Origin of the sequence: Neobacillus drentensis (assembly GCF_021560175.1) — a bacterium.
In the GTDB taxonomy this organism is placed as follows: Bacteria; Bacillota; Bacilli; order Bacillales; family Cytobacillaceae; genus Neobacillus; species Neobacillus drentensis_A.
Window position 1 is genome coordinate 4809718 of sequence record NZ_CP091110.1, and the last position, 19288, is coordinate 4829005.

17 protein-coding genes are annotated in these 19288 nt (G+C 39.3%); 4 read left to right on the forward strand and 13 right to left on the reverse strand.

Going from position 1 to position 19288, the window contains the following annotated elements:
* Positions 1 to 10: 10 nt before the first annotated feature.
* Entirely contained in the window at positions 11 to 646 is a 636-nt protein-coding gene (ytaF, locus tag L1999_RS22980) for a sporulation membrane protein YtaF (RefSeq protein ID WP_235740670.1), read from the reverse strand.
* 138 nt (positions 647 to 784) lie between these two features.
* The gene (locus L1999_RS22985) at positions 785 to 1150 is read right to left on the reverse strand and encodes a winged helix-turn-helix transcriptional regulator (RefSeq protein WP_235740671.1); all 366 of its coding nucleotides are present in this window, start codon (positions 1148 to 1150) and stop codon (positions 785 to 787) included.
* Between the two features lie 215 nt (positions 1151 to 1365).
* On the opposite strand from L1999_RS22985, the gene hxlA reads away from it, so the two are divergent.
* Complete coding sequence (hxlA, locus tag L1999_RS22990) at positions 1366 to 2013, forward strand: 3-hexulose-6-phosphate synthase (RefSeq protein WP_235740672.1); 648 nt, start codon at positions 1366 to 1368, stop codon at positions 2011 to 2013.
* Positions 2014 to 2015: 2 nt separating this feature from the next.
* Positions 2016 to 2573, forward strand: a complete 558-nt coding sequence (gene hxlB / locus L1999_RS22995; protein WP_235740673.1) for a 6-phospho-3-hexuloisomerase — start codon at positions 2016 to 2018, stop codon at positions 2571 to 2573.
* Between the two features lie 119 nt (positions 2574 to 2692).
* Here the strand turns inward: hxlB and mutM are convergent, their stop codons facing one another.
* The 4 genes from mutM to L1999_RS23015 are packed head-to-tail and all read right to left on the reverse strand — an operon-like array spanning position 2693 to position 8321.
* A complete protein-coding gene (gene mutM, locus L1999_RS23000; protein ID WP_235740674.1) occupies positions 2693 to 3520 on the reverse strand; it encodes a DNA-formamidopyrimidine glycosylase in 828 nt (275 codons plus the stop codon).
* A 15-nt stretch (positions 3521 to 3535) separates the two neighbouring features.
* Complete coding sequence (gene polA / locus L1999_RS23005; RefSeq protein WP_235740675.1) at positions 3536 to 6172, reverse strand: DNA polymerase I; 2637 nt, start codon at positions 6170 to 6172, stop codon at positions 3536 to 3538.
* Entirely contained in the window at positions 6172 to 7608 is a 1437-nt protein-coding gene (gene pnpS, locus L1999_RS23010) for a two-component system histidine kinase PnpS (RefSeq protein WP_235740676.1), read from the reverse strand. Before pnpS ends, polA begins: the two co-directional genes overlap by 1 nt.
* Positions 7605 to 8321 (reverse strand): response regulator transcription factor, encoded by a 717-nt coding sequence (locus L1999_RS23015; RefSeq protein WP_235740677.1) that lies wholly within the window; start codon positions 8319 to 8321, stop codon positions 7605 to 7607. The genes pnpS and L1999_RS23015 overlap by 4 nt, the downstream gene beginning before the upstream one ends.
* A 196-nt stretch (positions 8322 to 8517) precedes the next feature.
* Here L1999_RS23015 and L1999_RS23020 point away from each other — a divergent pair, with 196 nt between their 5' ends.
* On the forward strand, positions 8518 to 9429 hold the full coding sequence (locus tag L1999_RS23020; RefSeq protein ID WP_235740678.1) for a nuclease-related domain-containing protein: 912 nt from the start codon (positions 8518 to 8520) through the stop codon (positions 9427 to 9429).
* Positions 9430 to 9866: 437 nt separating this feature from the next.
* Here the strand turns inward: L1999_RS23020 and L1999_RS23025 are convergent, their stop codons facing one another.
* The 5 genes from L1999_RS23025 to L1999_RS23045 all read right to left on the reverse strand — a co-directional run bounded on the left by L1999_RS23025 (position 9867) and on the right by L1999_RS23045 (position 14947).
* Positions 9867 to 10343 (reverse strand): MaoC/PaaZ C-terminal domain-containing protein, encoded by a 477-nt coding sequence (locus tag L1999_RS23025; RefSeq protein WP_235740679.1) that lies wholly within the window; start codon positions 10341 to 10343, stop codon positions 9867 to 9869.
* Between the two features lie 83 nt (positions 10344 to 10426).
* Positions 10427 to 11365, reverse strand: a complete 939-nt coding sequence (mdh, locus tag L1999_RS23030) for a malate dehydrogenase (RefSeq protein WP_235740680.1) — start codon at positions 11363 to 11365, stop codon at positions 10427 to 10429.
* 141 nt (positions 11366 to 11506) lie between these two features.
* Positions 11507 to 12775, reverse strand: coding sequence for an NADP-dependent isocitrate dehydrogenase (gene icd / locus L1999_RS23035; RefSeq protein ID WP_235740681.1), 1269 nt, complete (start codon positions 12773 to 12775; stop codon positions 11507 to 11509).
* Between the two features lie 146 nt (positions 12776 to 12921).
* Positions 12922 to 14040, reverse strand: coding sequence for a citrate synthase (citZ, locus tag L1999_RS23040; protein ID WP_235740682.1), 1119 nt, complete (start codon positions 14038 to 14040; stop codon positions 12922 to 12924).
* Positions 14041 to 14485: 445 nt separating this feature from the next.
* The gene (locus L1999_RS23045) at positions 14486 to 14947 is read right to left on the reverse strand and encodes a DUF441 domain-containing protein (RefSeq protein ID WP_215044080.1); all 462 of its coding nucleotides are present in this window, start codon (positions 14945 to 14947) and stop codon (positions 14486 to 14488) included.
* A gap of 213 nt (positions 14948 to 15160) precedes the next feature.
* Between L1999_RS23045 and ytvI the strand changes: the two genes are divergently transcribed.
* Positions 15161 to 16276 (forward strand): sporulation integral membrane protein YtvI, encoded by a 1116-nt coding sequence (ytvI, locus tag L1999_RS23050; RefSeq protein WP_235740683.1) that lies wholly within the window; start codon positions 15161 to 15163, stop codon positions 16274 to 16276.
* 97 nt (positions 16277 to 16373) lie between these two features.
* On the opposite strand, the gene pyk is transcribed toward ytvI, so the two are convergent.
* Positions 16374 to 18137: a pyruvate kinase gene (gene pyk / locus L1999_RS23055; RefSeq protein ID WP_235740684.1), complete on the reverse strand. Its 1764-nt coding sequence runs from the start codon at positions 18135 to 18137 to the stop codon at positions 16374 to 16376.
* Between the two features lie 41 nt (positions 18138 to 18178).
* Positions 18179 to 19138: a 6-phosphofructokinase gene (pfkA, locus tag L1999_RS23060; RefSeq protein ID WP_215044086.1), complete on the reverse strand. Its 960-nt coding sequence runs from the start codon at positions 19136 to 19138 to the stop codon at positions 18179 to 18181.
* Positions 19139 to 19288 lie beyond the last annotated feature (150 nt).

The window sequence follows — 19288 nt, forward strand, 5'->3', positions numbered from 1 at the left end:
CTTTCTAGGGTTATAATTTCATAACTCCAATGATAATTAATAAGACTCCTGGTAAGAAGGTAAATTTTTGAATCCATTCAAATTTATGGAAAAATGTTCCGCATTTGATTCCTAACAAAACAAATAGGGAACTCATAATGGCGACTGCTAACGCTAAGGAAAAGGGAGAATATCCAAGCATAGCTGCTCCAATCCCTGCACCAAAAGAATCTAATGATAAGGCCATGCCAAGCATTAAAGCTTCGACCCCTGTAATCGTTCCGGATTGGTCAAAATCGGCAGACATCGGCTTTTTTAGGATGTTTATGGCGATTCCTAAAGACCGTATCTCAAAGTTTACAATGGTCTTTTCATGCTCTATCAATTCTTTTTCCTTCTCTGGCCGAAAAAACTGATACAACACCCATGCACCAAGGGCGATTAAGATGATTCCTCCAAGGCTTGCCGTTAGTTTGGGTGACAGTATCTTTTCCAGTCCATGTCCAATTGACACGGCTATCATTAATGAGACAGCCGAGCAGGTGGCTATAATTAAAACGGATCTAAGCGGCATCACCATTTGCCTCAACCCATAGGTGAAGCCAACGCTAAAGCTGTCAAGACTGAGCGCAAAAGCTAAAATAAGAAGTGAGAACAACTGAACCATGATGTCTAGGGCTCCTTCCTCCGAAATCACTACGATAGTATATGGCAGGAGCCCATCCCATGTGATTAAGAGTAAATCTATGTTCATCAAAGGTTCAAGGGACAGCTTTATGTTGTTGTCACGCGATTTATTGCCTATCTACTTTACAGAAGTACTGCTATTTGGAAGCTCACCGATCACATTCTCCATATAATTTTTTCCCCATTCATACATGGCATCAAGAATCGGCATTAAACTCTCTCCCTGCTCGGTTAAGGAATACTCCACTTTTGGTGGAACTACAGGATAAACCTTCCTTTCGATGATAAGGTCTTCTTCCAGTTCTCGTAATTGGTTAACAAGCATTCTTTGTGTAATTCCAGGAATGAGAGCCTTTAGTTCACCAAAACGCTTTGTTCCCTGTTTTCCTAAATGCCACAAAATAAGCATTTTCCATTTCCCCCCGATAACAGAAAGGGTAAGTTCTTTTTCACAATTAAATATTTTTTCACTCGTTCGTGACATTTGTTCACCCCCTACTTAGTTTAACACTTAGTATACTTTTTGACACTATGTAAAGATAAAGTGCGTACTTCCCAAATATAAATATAGCTATTATACTAGCCACTGTACCAATGATTGCGAACATTGGTTACAGATGCCGAGTGAATTTCATGTCATTCTAGGGCATTAATACTATAGTGCAACAAATTAAACTAATCATGAGGAGTGAAATTTAGATGGAATTACAATTAGCATTAGATTTAGTCAATATTCCACAAGCTATTGAGCTGATCAAAGAGGTGGAAGATCATATTGATATTGTTGAAATTGGCACGCCGGTTGTCATTAATGAAGGTCTTCATGCAGTAAAAGCCGTAAAAGATGCATTCCCTAATTTAAAAGTATTAGCAGACTTAAAAATCATGGATGCTGCTGGTTATGAAGTCATGAAAGCATCCGAAGCCGGCGCAGATATTATTACAATCCTTGGTACAGCTGAAGATGAATCAATCAAGGGTGCTGTTGCGGAAGCTAAAAAACGAGGTAAAAAGATCCTTGTCGACATGATTGCTGTAAAAAATCTGTCTGAACGCGCAAAAGAAGTCGATACACTGGGTGTGGATTATATTTGTGTTCATACTGGATATGATTTGCAAGCAGTGGGAAAAAATTCATTTGAAGACCTTCAAACGATCAAAAGCGTTGTAAAAAATGCCAAAACAGCCATCGCAGGCGGCATTAAATTAGAAACCCTTCCAGCTGTTTTAAAAGTACAACCAGATCTTGTCATTGTGGGCGGCGGTATTACAGGACAAGCTGATAAAAAGGCTGCGGCGGCAAAAATGGAGCAAATGATAAAAGATGAAATGGCTGTCCTTCACTAAAAATGCAAACCACTCAATATTTAGCAGAAATTTTAAAAGAACTAAGCCGCTCTATTCCTTTAATAAATGATGAAGAGGCTGAAAAGCTGTTAAACGGAATTCTTGAATCGAAGAAAGTCTTTGTGGCAGGTGCAGGAAGATCAGGATTAATGGCAAAATCCTTTGCTATGAGAATGATGCACATGGGAATTGATTCCTATGTTATAGGTGAAACGGTAACCCCTACTTTCGAAAAAGATGATATATTGATTATCGGTTCAGGCTCTGGTGAAACAAAAAGCCTAGTTTCCATGGCCGAAAAAGCCAAAAGTATTGGTGGAAAAATAGCAGCCGTAACCATCTATCCGAATTCCACCATTGGACAGCTGGCCGATTTCACCATTCAATTACCTGGGTCCCCAAAAGATCAATCAGAAGGCAATTATAAAACCATTCAACCAATGGGTTCGCTGTTTGAACAAACCCTTCTGCTCTTTTTTGACGCCATCATTTTACGGTTCATGGAGAAAAAGGGATTAGATACCAATAAGATGTATGGCAGGCATGCCAATCTTGAATAAAAAATGATTTTGAAGTAGGAAAATAGTTTTCCTACTTCTTTTTTAATGCTTTGAAAAATGATGTGATACACCTTTTCCATTCTTAGGCGCTGGAGCTGGACCGTTTTCAAAGTTCAATATTAAATTCTCTGGCAGTTCGGACAATAGTGTGTTCCCCGACCGCCTACAGTGGTTTTCTCTAGGGGAGTTCCGCATTTTTTACATGCTTCCCCTTTTCGGCCATATGCGTATAAGTCCAGCTGAAACATACCAATTTGGCCTTGGGAGTTGACATAAGATCGGATCGTGCTGCCACCCTTTTTAACCGCCTCACTCAAGGTCGCAACGATTTCTGCGTGAAGAACGGATATTTCCTCCGCACTAAGCGTACTAGCAAGCCGCTCTGGATGGATTCCAGAGCGAAAAAGTGCTTCATCGACATAGATATTACCAAGGCCGACAAACAGCTTTTGATCTAATAAAGCCGTTTTAATTTTCCGATTGGTCTTCTGTAGTTTTTCAGCTAAGTATTCCTTTGTAAACTCCTCCGAAAATGGTTCAGGACCAAGTTCTAACAATGGAGGCTGTACGAATTCTTCGCCTTTTTTATAAAGATGCATCGTCCCAAATTTACGTACATCGCGGTACCTTAGCTCGGTATCATCCGTAAAATGAAAAATCACATGTGTGTGCTTATCAAACTCTTCTTCTTTTGGATACAGACCATATTTCCCCTCCATTCGTAAATGAGACACCAAGGCAAAATGATCGGTATAAATAATTAAAAATTTGCCTCTTCGTCCTACATCAACAATCTTTTCTCCTTTTAAGGCATCGATAAATTGTTCCACCTCTACAGGATTTTTGATGATTTTGGGCCAAAAGACAGTAATGTTAGCAATTTCCTTATGAAGGACGAGATGTTTTAATGTTTTTCTAACGGTTTCTACTTCAGGAAGCTCCGGCAATGTAGATCCTCCTTTTTATTTTGCATCAAACCAGGTTGGTCCATAGGCATAGTCCACCTTCAATGGCACTTTTAATTCAAGGGCATTTTCCATGACATCGGGAACTAATTTCTTCAATATTTCAATCTCCTCCTCAGGAGCTTCAAAAATAAGTTCATCATGGACCTGGAGTAAAAGTCTTGTTTTAAGTCCTTTATCCTTCAAAGCCTCATCCATATCGATCATCGCTTTTTTGATAATATCTGCAGCGGTCCCCTGGATTGGCGTATTCATGGCTGTTCTTTCTGCAAAACTTCGTAAATTAAAATTTCGAGCTGTGATTTCAGGGAGATACCGTCTTCTTTGCATTAAGGTTGTCACATACCCTTTTTGTCGGGCCGAATGAATAATATCATCCATATATTCCTTGACTCCAGGATACGTATGAAGATAACGGTCAATAAACTGTCCTGCTTCTTTTCTAGTGATTCCCAAAGATTGTGATAGTCCATAATCACTGATTCCATAGACAATCCCAAAGTTTACAGCCTTTGCCTGACGGCGCATATTAGAGGTTACTTCATCCGCATCAACATGAAATACCTCCATCGCGGTTTTCGTATGAATATCCATATCATGTTTAAAGGCATCAATCAGCTTTTCATCACCCGCTATATCGGCAAGCACGCGCAATTCAATTTGCGAATAATCTGCAGCAAAAATGACCCAGCCCTCTTCGGATGGTACGAACGCCTGTCGGATTTTCCGCCCTTCCTCAAGGCGAATAGGAATATTTTGCAGGTTCGGATCGATCGAGCTTAATCTGCCTGTTGCGGTTAACGTTTGCTGATAACGTGTATGAACCTTTCCTGTTTCTGGATTAATGACTTTCAGGAGGCCCTCAATATAAGTGGATTGCAGCTTCCCAAGCTGTCGATACAGAAGGATATACTGGATGATTTCATGATCCTCTGCTAATTTCTCTAGCACATCTGCTGATGTCGAGTGACCGGTCTTTGTTTTCTTGTAAGAATACAAGCCTAATTTTTCAAAAAGAATGACTCCCAATTGTTTAGGCGAGTTAATGTTAAACTTTTCACCAGCTAACTCACAGATTTTTTCTTCAATTTCTACTAGTCTCTCTGTTAGTTCCTTCCCCATCATCTGAAGACGGTCTTGTTCGACCTTAATCCCGGTGGATTCCATATCTGCTAAGATAAGGGATAAAGGCATTTCTAACTCATTAAAAAGTTCATATTGTTCATTTTCCCTTAATTCATCTTCGAGTTTGTATCTTAAATCTGACATGGCAAGGCTTTTTCGAACAAGATGCTCAGCAAGCTTTGCCGTTTCAGGAACCTTCCGTTTTGCCCCTTTTCCATAAAAGGATTCGTCTGATTGAATATTAAGGTTTTGATACCTCTTGGCAATCGCGGCTAGATCTTCAATATTTTCGGATGGGTTAACCAAATATGCTGCCATAAGAATATCAAAATCAGTTCCTTTTAAATGGATATCATATCTTCGTAAAGAAACCTCTGAGCGTTTCGCATCATAAACAATTTTCTTTTTTCGTTCATCCTCCGCCCACTTTTTAAAAACAGTTGATTTTAAAGCCTGCTCGGTAGACAAATAATAATGGCCTGTTTCATTTACAATTGAAAATCCAATAATGTCAGCATAGTGATAATTATCTTCAAGCATTTCAACATAAAAATAATTGGCATCCGCAAAAATATCTTCCGTAATTTCTTCAGGAATTTTATAGTCGATCTCCTCTAGGACATGTTCCACCGTGTCTATTGGTTCATCGCCCAGTTTTTCTAATAAGGAGTTGAATCCTAATTCTTTAAATAAGCTGATTAGTTTTTCTCTGGTAAAGCCTTCGTACGCAATGGTATCTAACTCAACCTCGACCGGTGCTTGCCGTTCAATTGTCGCAAGTTCCTTGCTCATTAAAGCTTGTTCCTTAAACTCAGCTAATTTTTCCTTCAGCTTGTTCCCGCTTACTTGGTCAATGGAAGCTAATAAGTTTTCTAAGGTGGAAAATTCTTTAAGCAGCTTAATGGCTGTCTTTTCTCCTACTCCTGGAACTCCAGGGATATTATCGGAAGGGTCTCCCATTAGGCCTTTCATATCAATGATTTGTTCTGGTGTCAAACCGTATTTTTCTGCAACATGCTCGGGTGTGTACACCTCAATATCCGTTATTCCTTTTCTGGTAATTCCGACTGTGGTAATCGGAGAAGATAGTTGGGTTAAGTCTTTATCTCCTGAGATTACTTTTACTTCAAAGCCATCCTTTTCAGCGGTTAATGACAGTGTGCCAATAATATCATCTGCTTCATAATTTTCAAGTTCATACCTCGAAATCCCGTACGCATCCAGCAGGTCACGAATAAAAGGGAACTGCTCGGACAGCTCAGGCGGAGTTTTTTGCCGGCCGCCTTTGTACTCGCCAAAGGTCTTATGCCGAAACGTAGTTTTACCTGCATCAAAGGCAACCAGCATATGGGTTGGCTTTTCATCCTCCAATATTTTCATCAACATCATGGTAAAACCGTAAACTGCATTTGTATGTATTCCTTTATCATTATTAAGTAAAGGGAGCGCAAAAAAGGCGCGATAGGCAATACTATTCCCATCAATCAGCACAAGCTTTTTCTTTTCCATTAACTTTCACCATCCATCAAAGTCATTTCTTTTGGCAGTTCAATAATAAATTCGCTGCCCTCACCGAGTTTACTCCTCACATTTATACTGCCGTGATGCGCTTCCATTAAATGTTTCACAATGGCTAAACCAAGACCTGTACCCCCGGAGTTTCGGCTTCTCGCGCGGTCAACCCGATAAAACCGTTCAAATATACGCGGAATATCTTCTTTACTAATGCCCACTCCCGTGTCTTTTATCGATATACGGACTCTTTCTTCCCCGTCAAATAGGATAATTCTCACCGTTCCATCCGCCGGTGTATAGGTAATCGCATTATTGATAAGATTGATAAACACTTGCTTTAAACGATCCAGGTCCCCGTATAGTAGGACTTTGTTCCATTTACTGTGAAACTCAAGCTGAATGTTTTTCGTCTTAGCTTTCCCATCCAGAAGTTTCAGGACATCTTGAAGCACGGAGTATAGGTCGATCAACTGTATATTTAATTGAAAGCCATGCTGCTCAATTTTTGAAAGCTCTAAAAGGTCTTGAATCAAAGTCTGAAGCCGGTCGCTTTCTTTTAAGATGATTGAGAGAAACGATTGAAGCGTTTCTTTGTTATTCATCGCTCCATCCAAAAGGGTTTCGGTAAAACCCTTAATAGAGGTGACTGGAGTTTTTAATTCATGAGATACATTGGCGACAAAATCCTTACGCATTTGCTCCAGTTTCTTCATTTCTGAAATGTCGTGGAATACAAGCAATACTCCCTTCCAAACATTGTTAGCGCCAATAATGGGTACACCATACACAATAAAATATTTCCTTTCAATCTGCAAAGGTAAATGTAATTGTTTGCTTACCTTTTGTTCCGTTCGAAACACCTCAGCAACGAGCTGCCGAATCTCTTCATAATCGATAACCTCGTAATATTGTTTATTGATATAATCACTTGGATCAATATGAAAAATATCAACATAGCCTTTATTAACTAAATTAATATACCCTCTACTGTCAAATAGAATTAAACCAGCACCCATATTTTCGATCAAAGCGCTTAAGCGGTCCTGCTGTATTTCACGAACCTTGGTGAGTTCTTGCAGATTCTCTGCCAGCATGTTAATCGAGGAAGCTAACATCCCTGTATTATCTATCCTGCTCACTTTTGTACGGGCACGGTAGTTTCCATGTGCAAGTTCGATTGCCACCTCGGTGGCCGCTTTAATGGGCTTTGTATATCTCGTGGTAATACTGATGGCAAGAATGACTGTGATAATCACAGCGATTCCTAAACCGGCTGTTAAAAGCAGCCAAATTTCCACTTTAATTTTGTCATTCAGAGTGTCCAAAAAATTATATTTAAAAAATTGCCCCAGCAATATTCCTAAGCCAATTAGGACCACTATAATTAAACTAATTAATACAACGAAAGCCCTTGAACGAAACTTAATCATTCCCCTTTAGGCTCCTCCAATTTATAGCCCAGGCCGCGTATCGTTTTAATATAGGCAGGCTTTTTCGTATCTTCTTCGATCTTCTCTCGCAGATGTGAAATATGAACATCGACAATTCTAGTATCGCCAGCAAAGTCATAATTCCAAACAGCACTTAGTAATTGATCCCTAGTCAATACACGACCTTTATTTTGTCCAAGAAAAAGGAGCAATTCAAATTCCTTTAGAGTTAATTCCAGTTGACTCTCTTTGAAAAAAGCTTCATATTTTCCTGGGTAGATGGTTAATTTCCCAATCTGAATTTGCTCGTCTGCTTGTTCCTTGTCACTTGCTGCTTCGGTTTGAAATTGTGCTCTTCTTAAAATGGCTTTAACCCGGGCGATGACCTCTCGTGGACTAAAAGGCTTGACCATATAATCATCAGCACCAAGCTCAAGTCCTAGAATTTTATCAAGTTCATCGTCTTTGGCTGTTAACATGAGGATTGGCGTCATAATATTTTGTTGCCTGAGCTTTTTGCAAACATCCATTCCATCTAATTTGGGCAGCATTAAGTCTAAAACGATCATATCAGGGGCCTCGGTTTCGGCTAATCGTTTTCCCTCTGCCCCATCCATTGCCGTAACAACCTCAAAGCCCGCCTGTTCTAAATTATATTGAAGTAAGGTCACAATTGATTGTTCATCATCAACAACTAGTACTTTATTTTTCATAAAATAACCCCCACCTTCTAGATATTCTCATTATATCTATAAGGAATATGGATTATCTAGTTTTAGGGGCTGATAAAGATATTTGTTATATAAGAACGCTTTCTTGTAAAAAAATTTACATAGAATTCACAATTCTCGCTGATTTCGTCAATTTCTTTTTTATACAATAGTATTTGTAAAAGAAAGGATGTGTATTATGGCCTATAAACCACGTACGGCACCAGAAGATTTAAAGGTTCTACGGATTTTAAATAATCGTTTAGCTTTAACAGCGGAACAGCATAAGTACTATCTATATAAAGAGAAAGGTTTTGAAGGGGAGGTCCGGTTTGATCTCTTAACAGAGCAGCTGCAAAGTGATTGCTTAATTTTAAATGATTTGTATCTTGAAGTTAATAACACCTCGTTTCAGCTTGATAGCTCGATTATTTTTCAACATATTTTTTATTTCTTTGAGATTAAAAATTTGGAAGGAGATTATTGCTATCGAGAGGAACGATTTGAGACGAATTTTGGAAAGATTATTAAAAACCCTCTTGACCAGATAAAAAGGAGCAGCTCCTTACTACTCCAATTATTCCAAAAGCTAGGTTTTTCCCAATCTATTGAGGCCTACGTTGTATTCGTAAACCCTGAGTTTTTTTTGTATCAAGCTCCAATGGATAAGCCCATTATCTATCCCCCACAGTTAAAAGCGCTTATGAAAAAGTTAGATAATACGCCATCTAAATTAACGAATCGGCATAAACAGATGGCGGATAAACTTATTTCATTGCATCAGGTTCAATCTCCTTATTCCAATGCAAAGATTCCAACTTATGAATACAATCAAATACGTAAAGATATAACATGTTCTGTATGTCATTCTTTTTCGTGTTCTATTGCTAGGGGAAATGTTATTTGTGTTGATTGCGGACATGTAGAGAGTGTGGAATCTGCTGTTTTACGGTGTGTAGAGGAGATTCGGATATTATTTCCGAATATGAGGATCACTACTAATGTTGTTTTTGAATGGTGTGGGATAATAGATTCAAAAAAGGTCGTTCGGCGGATACTTAAAAAGAACTTTAAATCCATAGGAGAAAGAAATTTACGTTATTTTGAGTAAAGACCAATGAGCAGCAGGAATCGAGTTGGTCATACCTTCCATGTTGAGTAACTAGAATACATTCATTTACCCTGTAAGCTTATATACTGAAAAGACGGTCAATGATAATTTTTTCATTGACCTTTTCCCCCCTTTATCTAACTTTCGGGCAATGAGATCTTTTTTCTTTTCCCCTGTAGACCCCTTTTTCTCTTCGGCGGGCAATGAAACCCTCTTTCTTTTCCCCTATAGACCATTTTTTCTCCTCGGCGGGCAATGAAACCCTCTTTCTTTTCCCCTATTACCCACTTTTTCTCTTCGTAGGGCAATGAAACCTTCTTTCTTTTCCCCTATAGACCTCTTTTTCTGTTCGACGGGCAATGAAACTTTTCTTCATTGACCGCAATTACCTCTTTACTTTTAAAATCGTCCATGAATAAATTAGTCCATCCATAAAATCAAAAATTATCCAAAACCTTCCCATGGATATCCCCTAGCCGATGCGGCGGGCATACCATTAACTTCCCTTCAATCACCTTCTCATTAGCCTCATTCATCCCAACAACACGAATCACCACCACATGGTCGGCCTGGTTCACCTCAATCACCTCGAACAGAAACTCGACCGTCTCATAATGATAAACCGGCTTTAGAAACTCAATCTCCTGTTTTAAAAGATGACTTCCAGGCCCCGGCAGATATTTAGATACAGCTGAAGTCATAATCCCTATCAGCATAATACTAGGGACAATCGGCTTTTCAAATGGGGTTTGGGAAGCATAATCATGTTGAATATATAGAGGGTTGGCATCATCCGTCAAGCCTAGATATAAAAGGAGATCCTTGTCTTCCATTTTATCCGTTAAGGATAACTTTTCACCAACACTTATCTCATCAATTCGGCGGCCAAGCCTTCTTTTTTTTCCTAACAGCATCAAATCACGCCTTTCTTGTACGCGATTACATTAATAATAGAGAAAATTCGGAGACCGACAGTGATCCCCGAACCCAATTTTATTTAGATTAATACTTTCATTACATTGCGAACTGATTCTACTGATTTATCTAATGCAGCCTTTTCTTCAGCAGTTAAATCTAATTCAATGACCTTTTCAATCCCATTCGCTCCAAGGATCGTTGGTACGCCCAGATAAATACCTTCATAGCCAAACTCGCCTTCTAGATAGGCAATAGATGGTAATACACGACGTTGATCTTTAAGAATAGCTTCACACATTTCAACTAAAGATGCAGCCGGCGCGTAGTAAGCACTTCCATTTCCAAGAAGGTTAACGATTTCGCCCCCGCCCTTTCTCGTACGCTCAACAATCGCCTCTAAACGATCTTTAGGAATTAACGTTTCTAATGGAATCCCGCCGGCATAAGAGTAACGTACAAGTGGAACCATATCGTCACCATGACCGCCGAGAACGAAGCCTGTAACATCTTTTACAGAAACGTTTAATTCTTGAGCAACAAATGTACGGAAACGAGCCGTATCAAGAACACCAGATTGACCAATTACACGATTTTTAGGGAAACCAGATTCCTTGAATACCGTGTAGGTCATGGCATCAACTGGGTTCGTTAAGACTATAATGGTACAGTTTGGAGAAAATTTAACGATCTCTTGTGTAACACTTTTCATAACTTTTTGGTTTGTTTGCACTAAATCGTCACGGCTCATGCCTGGCTTACGTGCAATACCAGCTGTAATGACAACAATATCAGAATCACGTGTATCCTCATAGTTAGATGTACCAGTAATATTGGCATCAAAACCTTGAACCGGACTCGCTTCAAGCATATCTAACGCTTTACCTTTTGTAGGGTTTTCCATTGGAGCAATATCCACTAAAACGACATCACCAAGTTCTTTTTGAGCTAGTAAAAATGCTGTTGTTGCACCAGTAAAACCGCCGCCGATTACAGAAATCTTTTTACGTTTTAATGACATTTTAAGCTCTCCCTTTGAACGTATTAGTTTTTAAAGGCCTACATATAGGAAGGGGCTGTTAATAACAGCCCCTGTTCCTGATAAAAGCATTTAGAGAACAAGGTCCCTTAATAGTTCATGCCGCCTTTTACCAGCGTATGATTATTCCATGTTCTTGATAAGCTCGTCACCAAACTCTGATGTTTTTACTTCAGTTGCCCCATCCATTAAACGAGCAAAGTCGTAAGTTACAACTTTAGAAGCAATTGTTTTTTCAACTGATTTTATGACCATAGTTGCCGCTTCATTCCAGCCTAAGTGTTCAAGCAGTAACACACCGGATAAAATAACAGATGATGGATTTACTTTATCTAGACCTGCATATTTTGGTGCAGTACCGTGTGTTGCTTCAAAAATCGCATGACCAGTTTCATAGTTGATGTTAGCTCCTGGTGCGATACCAATACCGCCAACTTGAGCTGCAAGCGCATCAGAGATGTAGTCACCGTTTAAGTTTAATGTTGCAACGACATCAAACTCACGTGGACGAGTAAGGATTTGTTGTAAGAAAATATCAGCAATCGCATCTTTTACGATGATCTTGCCAGCAGCTTCAGCATCTGCTTGTGCTTTGTTCGCAGCATCTGAGCCTTGTTCTGCTTTAATGCGGTCATATTGTGCCCAAGTGAACACTTTATCTCCAAATTCTTTTTCTGCAAGAGCATAGCCCCAGTTTTTAAATGCACCTTCAGTGAACTTCATGATATTCCCTTTGTGTACAAGTGTAACTGACTTACGGCCTTCTTTAATGGCATAATTGATTGCTGCACGAACTAGACGATTTGTTCCCTCTTCAGAAACTGGCTTAATACCAATACCCGATGTTTCAGGGAATCTAATTTTGTTAACACCCATTTCATTTTGCAAGAAGTCGATAACCTTCTTTGCCGCATCAGTTCCTTTTTCATATTCAATACCGGCATAGATATCTTCAGTATTTTCACGGAAGATTACCATATCAGTATCTTCCGGACGCTTAACTGGTGAAGGAACACCTTCAAACCATCTTACTGGACGCAAGCATACAAACAAATCTAACTCTTGACGCAGCGCAACGTTTAATGAACGAATTCCACCGCCAACAGGAGTCGTTAATGGACCTTTGATTGCAATCAGATATTCATTGATTACATCAAGTGTTTCTTTAGGAAGCCACTCACCAGTTTGGTTAAATGCCTTTTCACCAGCTAGTACTTCCTTCCATACAATTTTACGCTCGCCTTTATAGGCCTTTTCTACAGCTGCATTTAAAACTCTCTCAGAAGCAGCCCAGATATCTGGTCCAATTCCGTCCCCTTCAATAAATGGAATAATAGGGTTGTTTGGTACGTTTAGAACTCCGTTGTTTACTGTGATTTTTTCACCTTGCATTGTGTTATTCTCCCTCCTGGTATGTATAAAGACTTTGAAGTTTGTTCGTGATCTATCAAAAGACTGAATCAAAGGTTAGAGTGGTAATCCTCTAACCTTTATTAATCCAATTCTATTGAATCAATTTTTTGAAAAAAAGTAAAATATTAACCTCTTTGCTCCACTGGAACATATTTTTGCATGCCAGGACCTGTATAATCGGCACGAGGACGGATCAAACGATTATTTTCATATTGTTCTAAAATATGAGCTAACCAGCCGGATACACGGCTTACCGCAAAGATTGGTGTCATTAAATCATGGTCAATTCCTAAACTATGGTACACAGAAGCTGAGTAAAAATCTACGTTTGGCGGTAATTTCTTTTCGCCTGTCACAATGGCTTCAATCTGAACAGACATATCAAACCAGTGTGGTTCCCCAGTCAACTCGGTCAATTTCTTAGACATTTCTTTTAAATGCTTTGCTCGAGGGTCGCCTTTTCGGTATACCCTGTGACCAAATCCCATGATTTTTTCTTTGTTTGCAAGTTTACCGCGAACATATGGGTCAACATTTTCGAGAGTGCCAATTTCAGTTAACATCTTCATTACCGCTTCGTTTGCACCACCATGAAGTGGTCCTTTTAAGGCACCAATGGCTGATGTAACACCTGAATAAACATCAGATAATGTTGCGACACACACACGGGCAGTAAAAGTAGATGCATTCAACTCATGATCTGCATGTAATACCAATGCCTTATTCATTGCTTCTACCGCAATTGGTTCCGGTTCTTTCCCAGTTAACATATATAAGAAATTAGCTGCAAAGCTTAAATCTTTTCGTGGTGCCACTGGTTCAAGCCCTTTTCTAATCCGGGCGAACGTTGTTACAATGGCAGGCATTTTCGCTTGCAGACGAACTGCTTTTCGATAGTTGGCATCTTCGTCCATAATGTCTGCTTCATCATCATATAACCCTAACAAGGAAACTGCTGAACGAAGGGCTGCCATTGGATGCACTTTCTTAATTGGATACATTTTAAAGTGCTCGATGACTTCCGGAGGCAGGGCTGAGTTTTCAGCTAACTGTACTTTTAGCTCTGCTAACTCCTCTGCATTCGGTAATCTTCGATGCCATAATAAATAAATAACCTCTTCAAAACTAGCATTTACTGCTAAGTCATCAATGTCATAGCCAACATATGTCAGTGTGTCATCAATAATAGAGCTTATGGAAGATGTTGTTGCCACTACCCCTTCAAGACCGCGTGTTACTGTCATAGAAAAATCTCTCCTCACATTCTGAATTTCCCCATCTTTCTTTAAAAAACTGTCTGCTGACATTTACTCTTTCAAATGATTTAGTCAGCTCATCATTACTCTTATGCCGGATAAGACCGTTATATCTTTGATCTGGCAAAAATCTTATAACAACTGAAAGCCATTAATAGGTTACAGTTGAGTTAAAAGCTTATTTATGGCGGTTGCCTACGTCAAATGACGCCTTGCTTTTTCTTTTATTCTTTTGACTGAGCGATTGCTCGGAATCAAGCCAAGAAAAGTGTATTCTTATCAATCATTAAAAAATAATTTACAAGTAATTCAATATTTATATATAGATTATGTAAATAAGGATACGCTTACAAGCTTATTATAAACAATTATCAGATTTTTGTGAATGAAAAGACACCGAAAAAAGCAAAAAAATTATTATTCCACAAAAAATCTAGCTAAAAAATCCGAATACCTTCATAGCAGTATACGCAATTCCAGCACCAATCAGAGGTCCTACTGCTACACCTTTAAAAATTGAAACAGACAGAATCGTACCAAGTACTAAAGCAGTTGTGATCTGTGGATCATCTGCCAGCAGTTTAACTCCGCCCTTTGCAAGTAAGGCCACCAGCACCCCCGATATTAGAGCAACCCAAGCATATGGTGACTTAAAAGACGCTGTTAAATCTTTAAAGCCGATATCGCCGCTGGCAATTGGGGCGAGCACTGCAATGGTAATTAGCGTTACACCCCAGTTAATCCCCTTTGACTGTATAAAAGAAAAAGATTTTGCCTCTAAACCTCCGGCCTTTAATAAAAGCAGGACAGCAATCGCGATCATTAAAGAACTATTTTTTGCAATTAACCCGATTACGAGTAAAAGCAGGAGGAATAATAATGATTCGCTGAACATGGTATCACCAATCCTTTCCAAATTATTGTGCCATACTATTTAGTTACAGCCCGATTTTGTTATTTTTAATTTTTCTTTTTTATTACCTGCATGAAACTTTTTTAGTGATAGATCGTACTATTTTTAGAGAATAAATTTTTCTGGAAAATTATGCAGTTTCCAACATTAAATGTTAAACTGAAATTACTCATTTATTCTAAAGGAGGGCTGCTTTTGGAGCTTAAATATATATATCGGACCATACGATTTTTACTGGTCGCAGGTGGTGTGTTTTTGGCGTTGTATTTATTTTATTTCTTGTCAAAAGTCACCTATCCATTTTTAATTGGTCTAATCATTGCCTTTCTGATCAATCCCTTTGTCGACTTCCTTCAGAAAAAGGCAAAAATGCCTCGCGTACTTGCTGTTCTCATTGCCTTAATCGTGATTTTTGCCTTATGTGCCGGTTTAATTACGCTGTTAGTCGCTGAGATTGTCTCTGGTGCAGCCTATTTGGCTACTGTAGTTCCGGAACATCTAGTTACACTGATAAATTATCTAGAGGATTATTTTACAGCTCAAATTATTCCCTTATACAACCAATTAACAAGTGTGTTTAATAAGCTGGATGCGGGTCAACAGGATACGATTATTGGCAATATTCAAAATGTAGGAACAAAAGTCGGCTCAACAGTTGGGACGTTTATTAAGAATCTTTTTGGTAATATACCCAATATTATTTCATGGTTTCCCAATGCTGCAACTGTTCTCATTTTCTCTTTATTAGCCACCTTCTTTATCAGCAAGGATTGGTATCACTTGTCGGCAATGGGTGGTAAAATACTGCCGCAAAAAGCGAAAACAAGTGGAAAAACGGTTTTTGCAGACCTAAAGAAGGCTTTATTTGGTTTTATTAAAGCACAGCTGACCCTAATTTCGATTACCACGGTCATTATTCTGATTGGCTTGCTCATTCTTAGAGTAGATTATGCCATAACCATTGCATTAGCAACAGGAATTGTGGATATTATCCCTTACTTGGGTACAGGTGCTGTCTTTGTGCCATGGATTATTTATGCCTCTATCAGCGGTGATATGGGGCTGGCGATTGGTTTAGGAGTGCTCTATATCATTGTCCTTGTCCAGCGTCAAATTATGGAGCCTAAGATTCTCTCATCTAGTATCGGTCTTGATCCGTTAGCTACCCTTATAGCCTTATTCGCAGGCTTTAAATTAATAGGATTTCTTGGCTTAATTGTTGGTCCAGTCACCCTTGTGATTATCACCACTCTAAAAAGAGCAAATGTCTTCCATGATGTCTGGGTGTTTATCAAAGGCCGAGAAGTATAAGCAAATTAAAGGATACAAAAAACGTCAGCCCCAAATGGATGCTGACGTTTTTTTCTCGTCTTCTATTTCCATGCTATTCATTAAGAAAGCTTAATGATTATAGGACGCTTGCATGTCCGTTATAGACAATTCCTCTTGTTGCATCAACAGTGATTTCTTGACCATCTTTAAATAGCTCAAGGGCACGGTCAACACCAACAATGACCGGAATGCTTAAGTTTAGACCAACTACCGCTGCATGGCTGGTTAAACCGCCTTCTTGTGTAATAATCGCCGCACACTTTTCAATCGCCGGCATCATATCACGGTCAGTTCCAAGTGTTACAAGTATGGAACCTTGCTTTACTTTTTCCAATGCTTCTTTTGCATCATGGGCAACAACCACTTTACCGAATGCAGAACGGCGTCCAATCCCCTGTGCCTTTGTAATAAAATCGCCCACCAAATGAATCTTCATGATGTTCGTTGTACCTGCTTCCCCAACTGGTACGCCGGCAGTGATTACCACCAAATCGCCATGTTTAACAATGCCGCTGTTTAAGCTTTCTTCAACTGCTGTATCGAGCATTTCGTCAGTGGTTGTTGAAGTTCTGCCATGCTGTGGATAAACACCCCAAACTAGCTGTAAACGACGAACAATGTGTTCATTAGCTGTAATGGCTACAATGGCTGCTTTTGGACGATATTTAGAAATCATTCTAGCAGTGTGGCCGCTCTCTGTTGGTGTAATAATCGACTTAACCTCAAGATTTAAAGCGGTATGTGCTACAGATTGGCCGATTGCATCTGTAATATTGTGTTCTGTGTCCTTGCTGCGGCTTGATAAGATTTCTTTATGATCTAAAGCTTGTTCCGCTCTTGAAGCAATATTATGCATGGTTTGCACGGCTTCTACTGGGTATTGGCCTGCAGCTGTTTCACCAGAAAGCATAATGGCATCGGTACCATCAAAAATGGCATTGGCAACGTCACTAGCTTCCGCACGAGTTGGTCTAGGGTTACGCTGCATTGAATCAAGCATTTGCGTAGCAGTAATAACTGGCTTTCCAAGAGCATTACATTTTTTAATAAGCATTTTTTGCACAAGTGGTACTTCTTCTGCAGGAATTTCTACGCCTAGGTCTCCACGTGCAACCATTAATCCGTCGGAAATTTCAAGAATTTCATCGATGTTATCTACGCCTTCTTGATTTTCAATTTTAGGGATGATTTGAATATGTGTTCCATTATTTTCTTCCAGCAGCTGGCGAATTTCCAGTACATCTTTCGCACGGCGGACAAACGAAGCTGCGATAAAGTCAACACCTTGCTCAATCCCAAATAGAATATCTTGGGTATCTTTTTCTGTAATCCCCGGTAAATTTACGGATACACCAGGAACGTTTACACCTTTTTTATTTTTCAATGTACCGCTGTTTAAAATTTTAGTATGAATTTCTTTTTCAGATTGATTAATGTCTGTAACCTCAAGACCGATTAATCCATCATCTAAAAGAATTCTAGAGCCTACATGAACATCTTCAATTAATCCTGGATATGTAACTGAGAATTTTTCAGTAGTTCCTTCTACTTCTGTCATGGAAACAATGATGTCTTTGCCCGCTTCAAGCTCAATTGCCCCATTTTGCATGTTATTCGTACGAATCTCTGGACCCTTCGTATCAAGCAGGATCGCTACAGTCTTACCAGTTTGCTCAGAAGCTACCCGGATATTTTTAATTCTAGCCCCATGTTCTTCAAAATCACCATGAGAAAAATTTAATCGGGCAACATTCATACCCGAATTAATTAATTGTGTTAATTTTTCAATGGACTCACTTGCAGGTCCAATCGTACAAACGATTTTTGTTTTTCGTAGCATGCTTTTTTCCTCCTATTTTTAGAAAAGACAAACTCTAATTCCTATATGGATAATTCCTTAGATAATTTAAATAAGTCAAGGTCGAGCGTATGCTTTTTCTCTAAGGCTTCAATGATATCGTAATCAACAAGTTTATTATTTTCGATTCCTACGGCACGTCCGCCTTTTCCTTCAATTAGCAATTCAACCGCACGTGCTCCAAGCCTGCTGGCTAGCACTCGATCCGCTACCGTCGGTGAACCGCCTCGCTGGATATGTCCCAATACCGATACTCTTGTTTCAAATTCCGTGTTTTCTTGAAGCTGACGGGCAAACTCATAGCCACTGCATACTCCTTCAGCCACGACAATAATACTATGCTTTTTACCGCGATCATGTCCACTGCGCAGTCTTTCAGCTACTTCTTTCATGTCATAATTTTCTTCTGGGATTAAAATGGTTTCCGCACCGCCTGCCAGTCCAGCCCATAAAGCAATATCCCCGGCATTACGTCCCATTACTTCAATAACAAATGTTCTTTCATGGGAGGTTGCTGTATCACGAATTCTATCAATCGCATTGATGACAGTATTAAGGGCCGTATCGAAGCCAATCGTTAACTCTGTTCCAGGGATGTCATTGTCAATGGTCCCAGGTACACCCACACACGGATACCCTTGTTGTGTTAAGGCTCTCGCACCGCGGTAAGAACCGTCTCCACCGATAACAACTAGCCCTTCAATACCGTGTGCACGAAGCTGCTCAATTCCTTTTTGTTGGACTTCTGGATTTGCAAACTCAGGAAGACGGGCAGACTGAAGCATCGTACCACCACGATGAATGATGTCACCAACAGAACCTAACTCAAGCTTTTTTATATTTCCACTAACTAATCCTGCATAACCACCGTAAATACCATATACCTCTACATTATGAAAAATTGCTTTACGAACCACAGCACGAATGGCTGGATTCATCCCAGGAGAGTCTCCCCCACTTGTAAGAACGCCTATTTTTTTCATGTATATCACCCCAATAATCAATTTAACCCGTATGTACACACCGTTAGTAAATAAATGAATTAAGCCTAAACTTCACAGTACTTTATTATTATTAACATAAAATCCTCGAATATTTATAAAATAACATGAACAAAACGCGTTAACAACCGA

Coding starts and splice junctions, on each gene's coding strand:
- ytaF (WP_235740670.1), bottom strand. CDS start 646: ATGGTTCAGTTGTTCTCACTTCTTATTTTAGCTTTTGCGCTCAGTCTT.
- L1999_RS22985 (WP_235740671.1), bottom strand. CDS start 1,150: ATGTCACGAACGAGTGAAAAAATATTTAATTGTGAAAAAGAACTTACC.
- hxlA (WP_235740672.1), top strand. CDS start 1,366: ATGGAATTACAATTAGCATTAGATTTAGTCAATATTCCACAAGCTATT.
- hxlB (WP_235740673.1), top strand. CDS start 2,016: ATGCAAACCACTCAATATTTAGCAGAAATTTTAAAAGAACTAAGCCGC.
- polA (WP_235740675.1), bottom strand. CDS start 6,172: ATGGAAAAGAAAAAGCTTGTGCTGATTGATGGGAATAGTATTGCCTAT.
- pnpS (WP_235740676.1), bottom strand. CDS start 7,608: ATGATTAAGTTTCGTTCAAGGGCTTTCGTTGTATTAATTAGTTTAATT.
- L1999_RS23015 (WP_235740677.1), bottom strand. CDS start 8,321: ATGAAAAATAAAGTACTAGTTGTTGATGATGAACAATCAATTGTGACC.
- L1999_RS23020 (WP_235740678.1), top strand. CDS start 8,518: ATGGCCTATAAACCACGTACGGCACCAGAAGATTTAAAGGTTCTACGG.
- L1999_RS23025 (WP_235740679.1), bottom strand. CDS start 10,343: ATGCTGTTAGGAAAAAAAAGAAGGCTTGGCCGCCGAATTGATGAGATA.
- mdh (WP_235740680.1), bottom strand. CDS start 11,365: ATGTCATTAAAACGTAAAAAGATTTCTGTAATCGGCGGCGGTTTTACT.
- icd (WP_235740681.1), bottom strand. CDS start 12,775: ATGCAAGGTGAAAAAATCACAGTAAACAACGGAGTTCTAAACGTACCA.
- citZ (WP_235740682.1), bottom strand. CDS start 14,040: ATGACAGTAACACGCGGTCTTGAAGGGGTAGTGGCAACAACATCTTCC.
- L1999_RS23045 (WP_215044080.1), bottom strand. CDS start 14,947: ATGTTCAGCGAATCATTATTATTCCTCCTGCTTTTACTCGTAATCGGG.
- pyk (WP_235740684.1), bottom strand. CDS start 18,137: ATGCTACGAAAAACAAAAATCGTTTGTACGATTGGACCTGCAAGTGAG.
- pfkA (WP_215044086.1), bottom strand. CDS start 19,138: ATGAAAAAAATAGGCGTTCTTACAAGTGGGGGAGACTCTCCTGGGATG.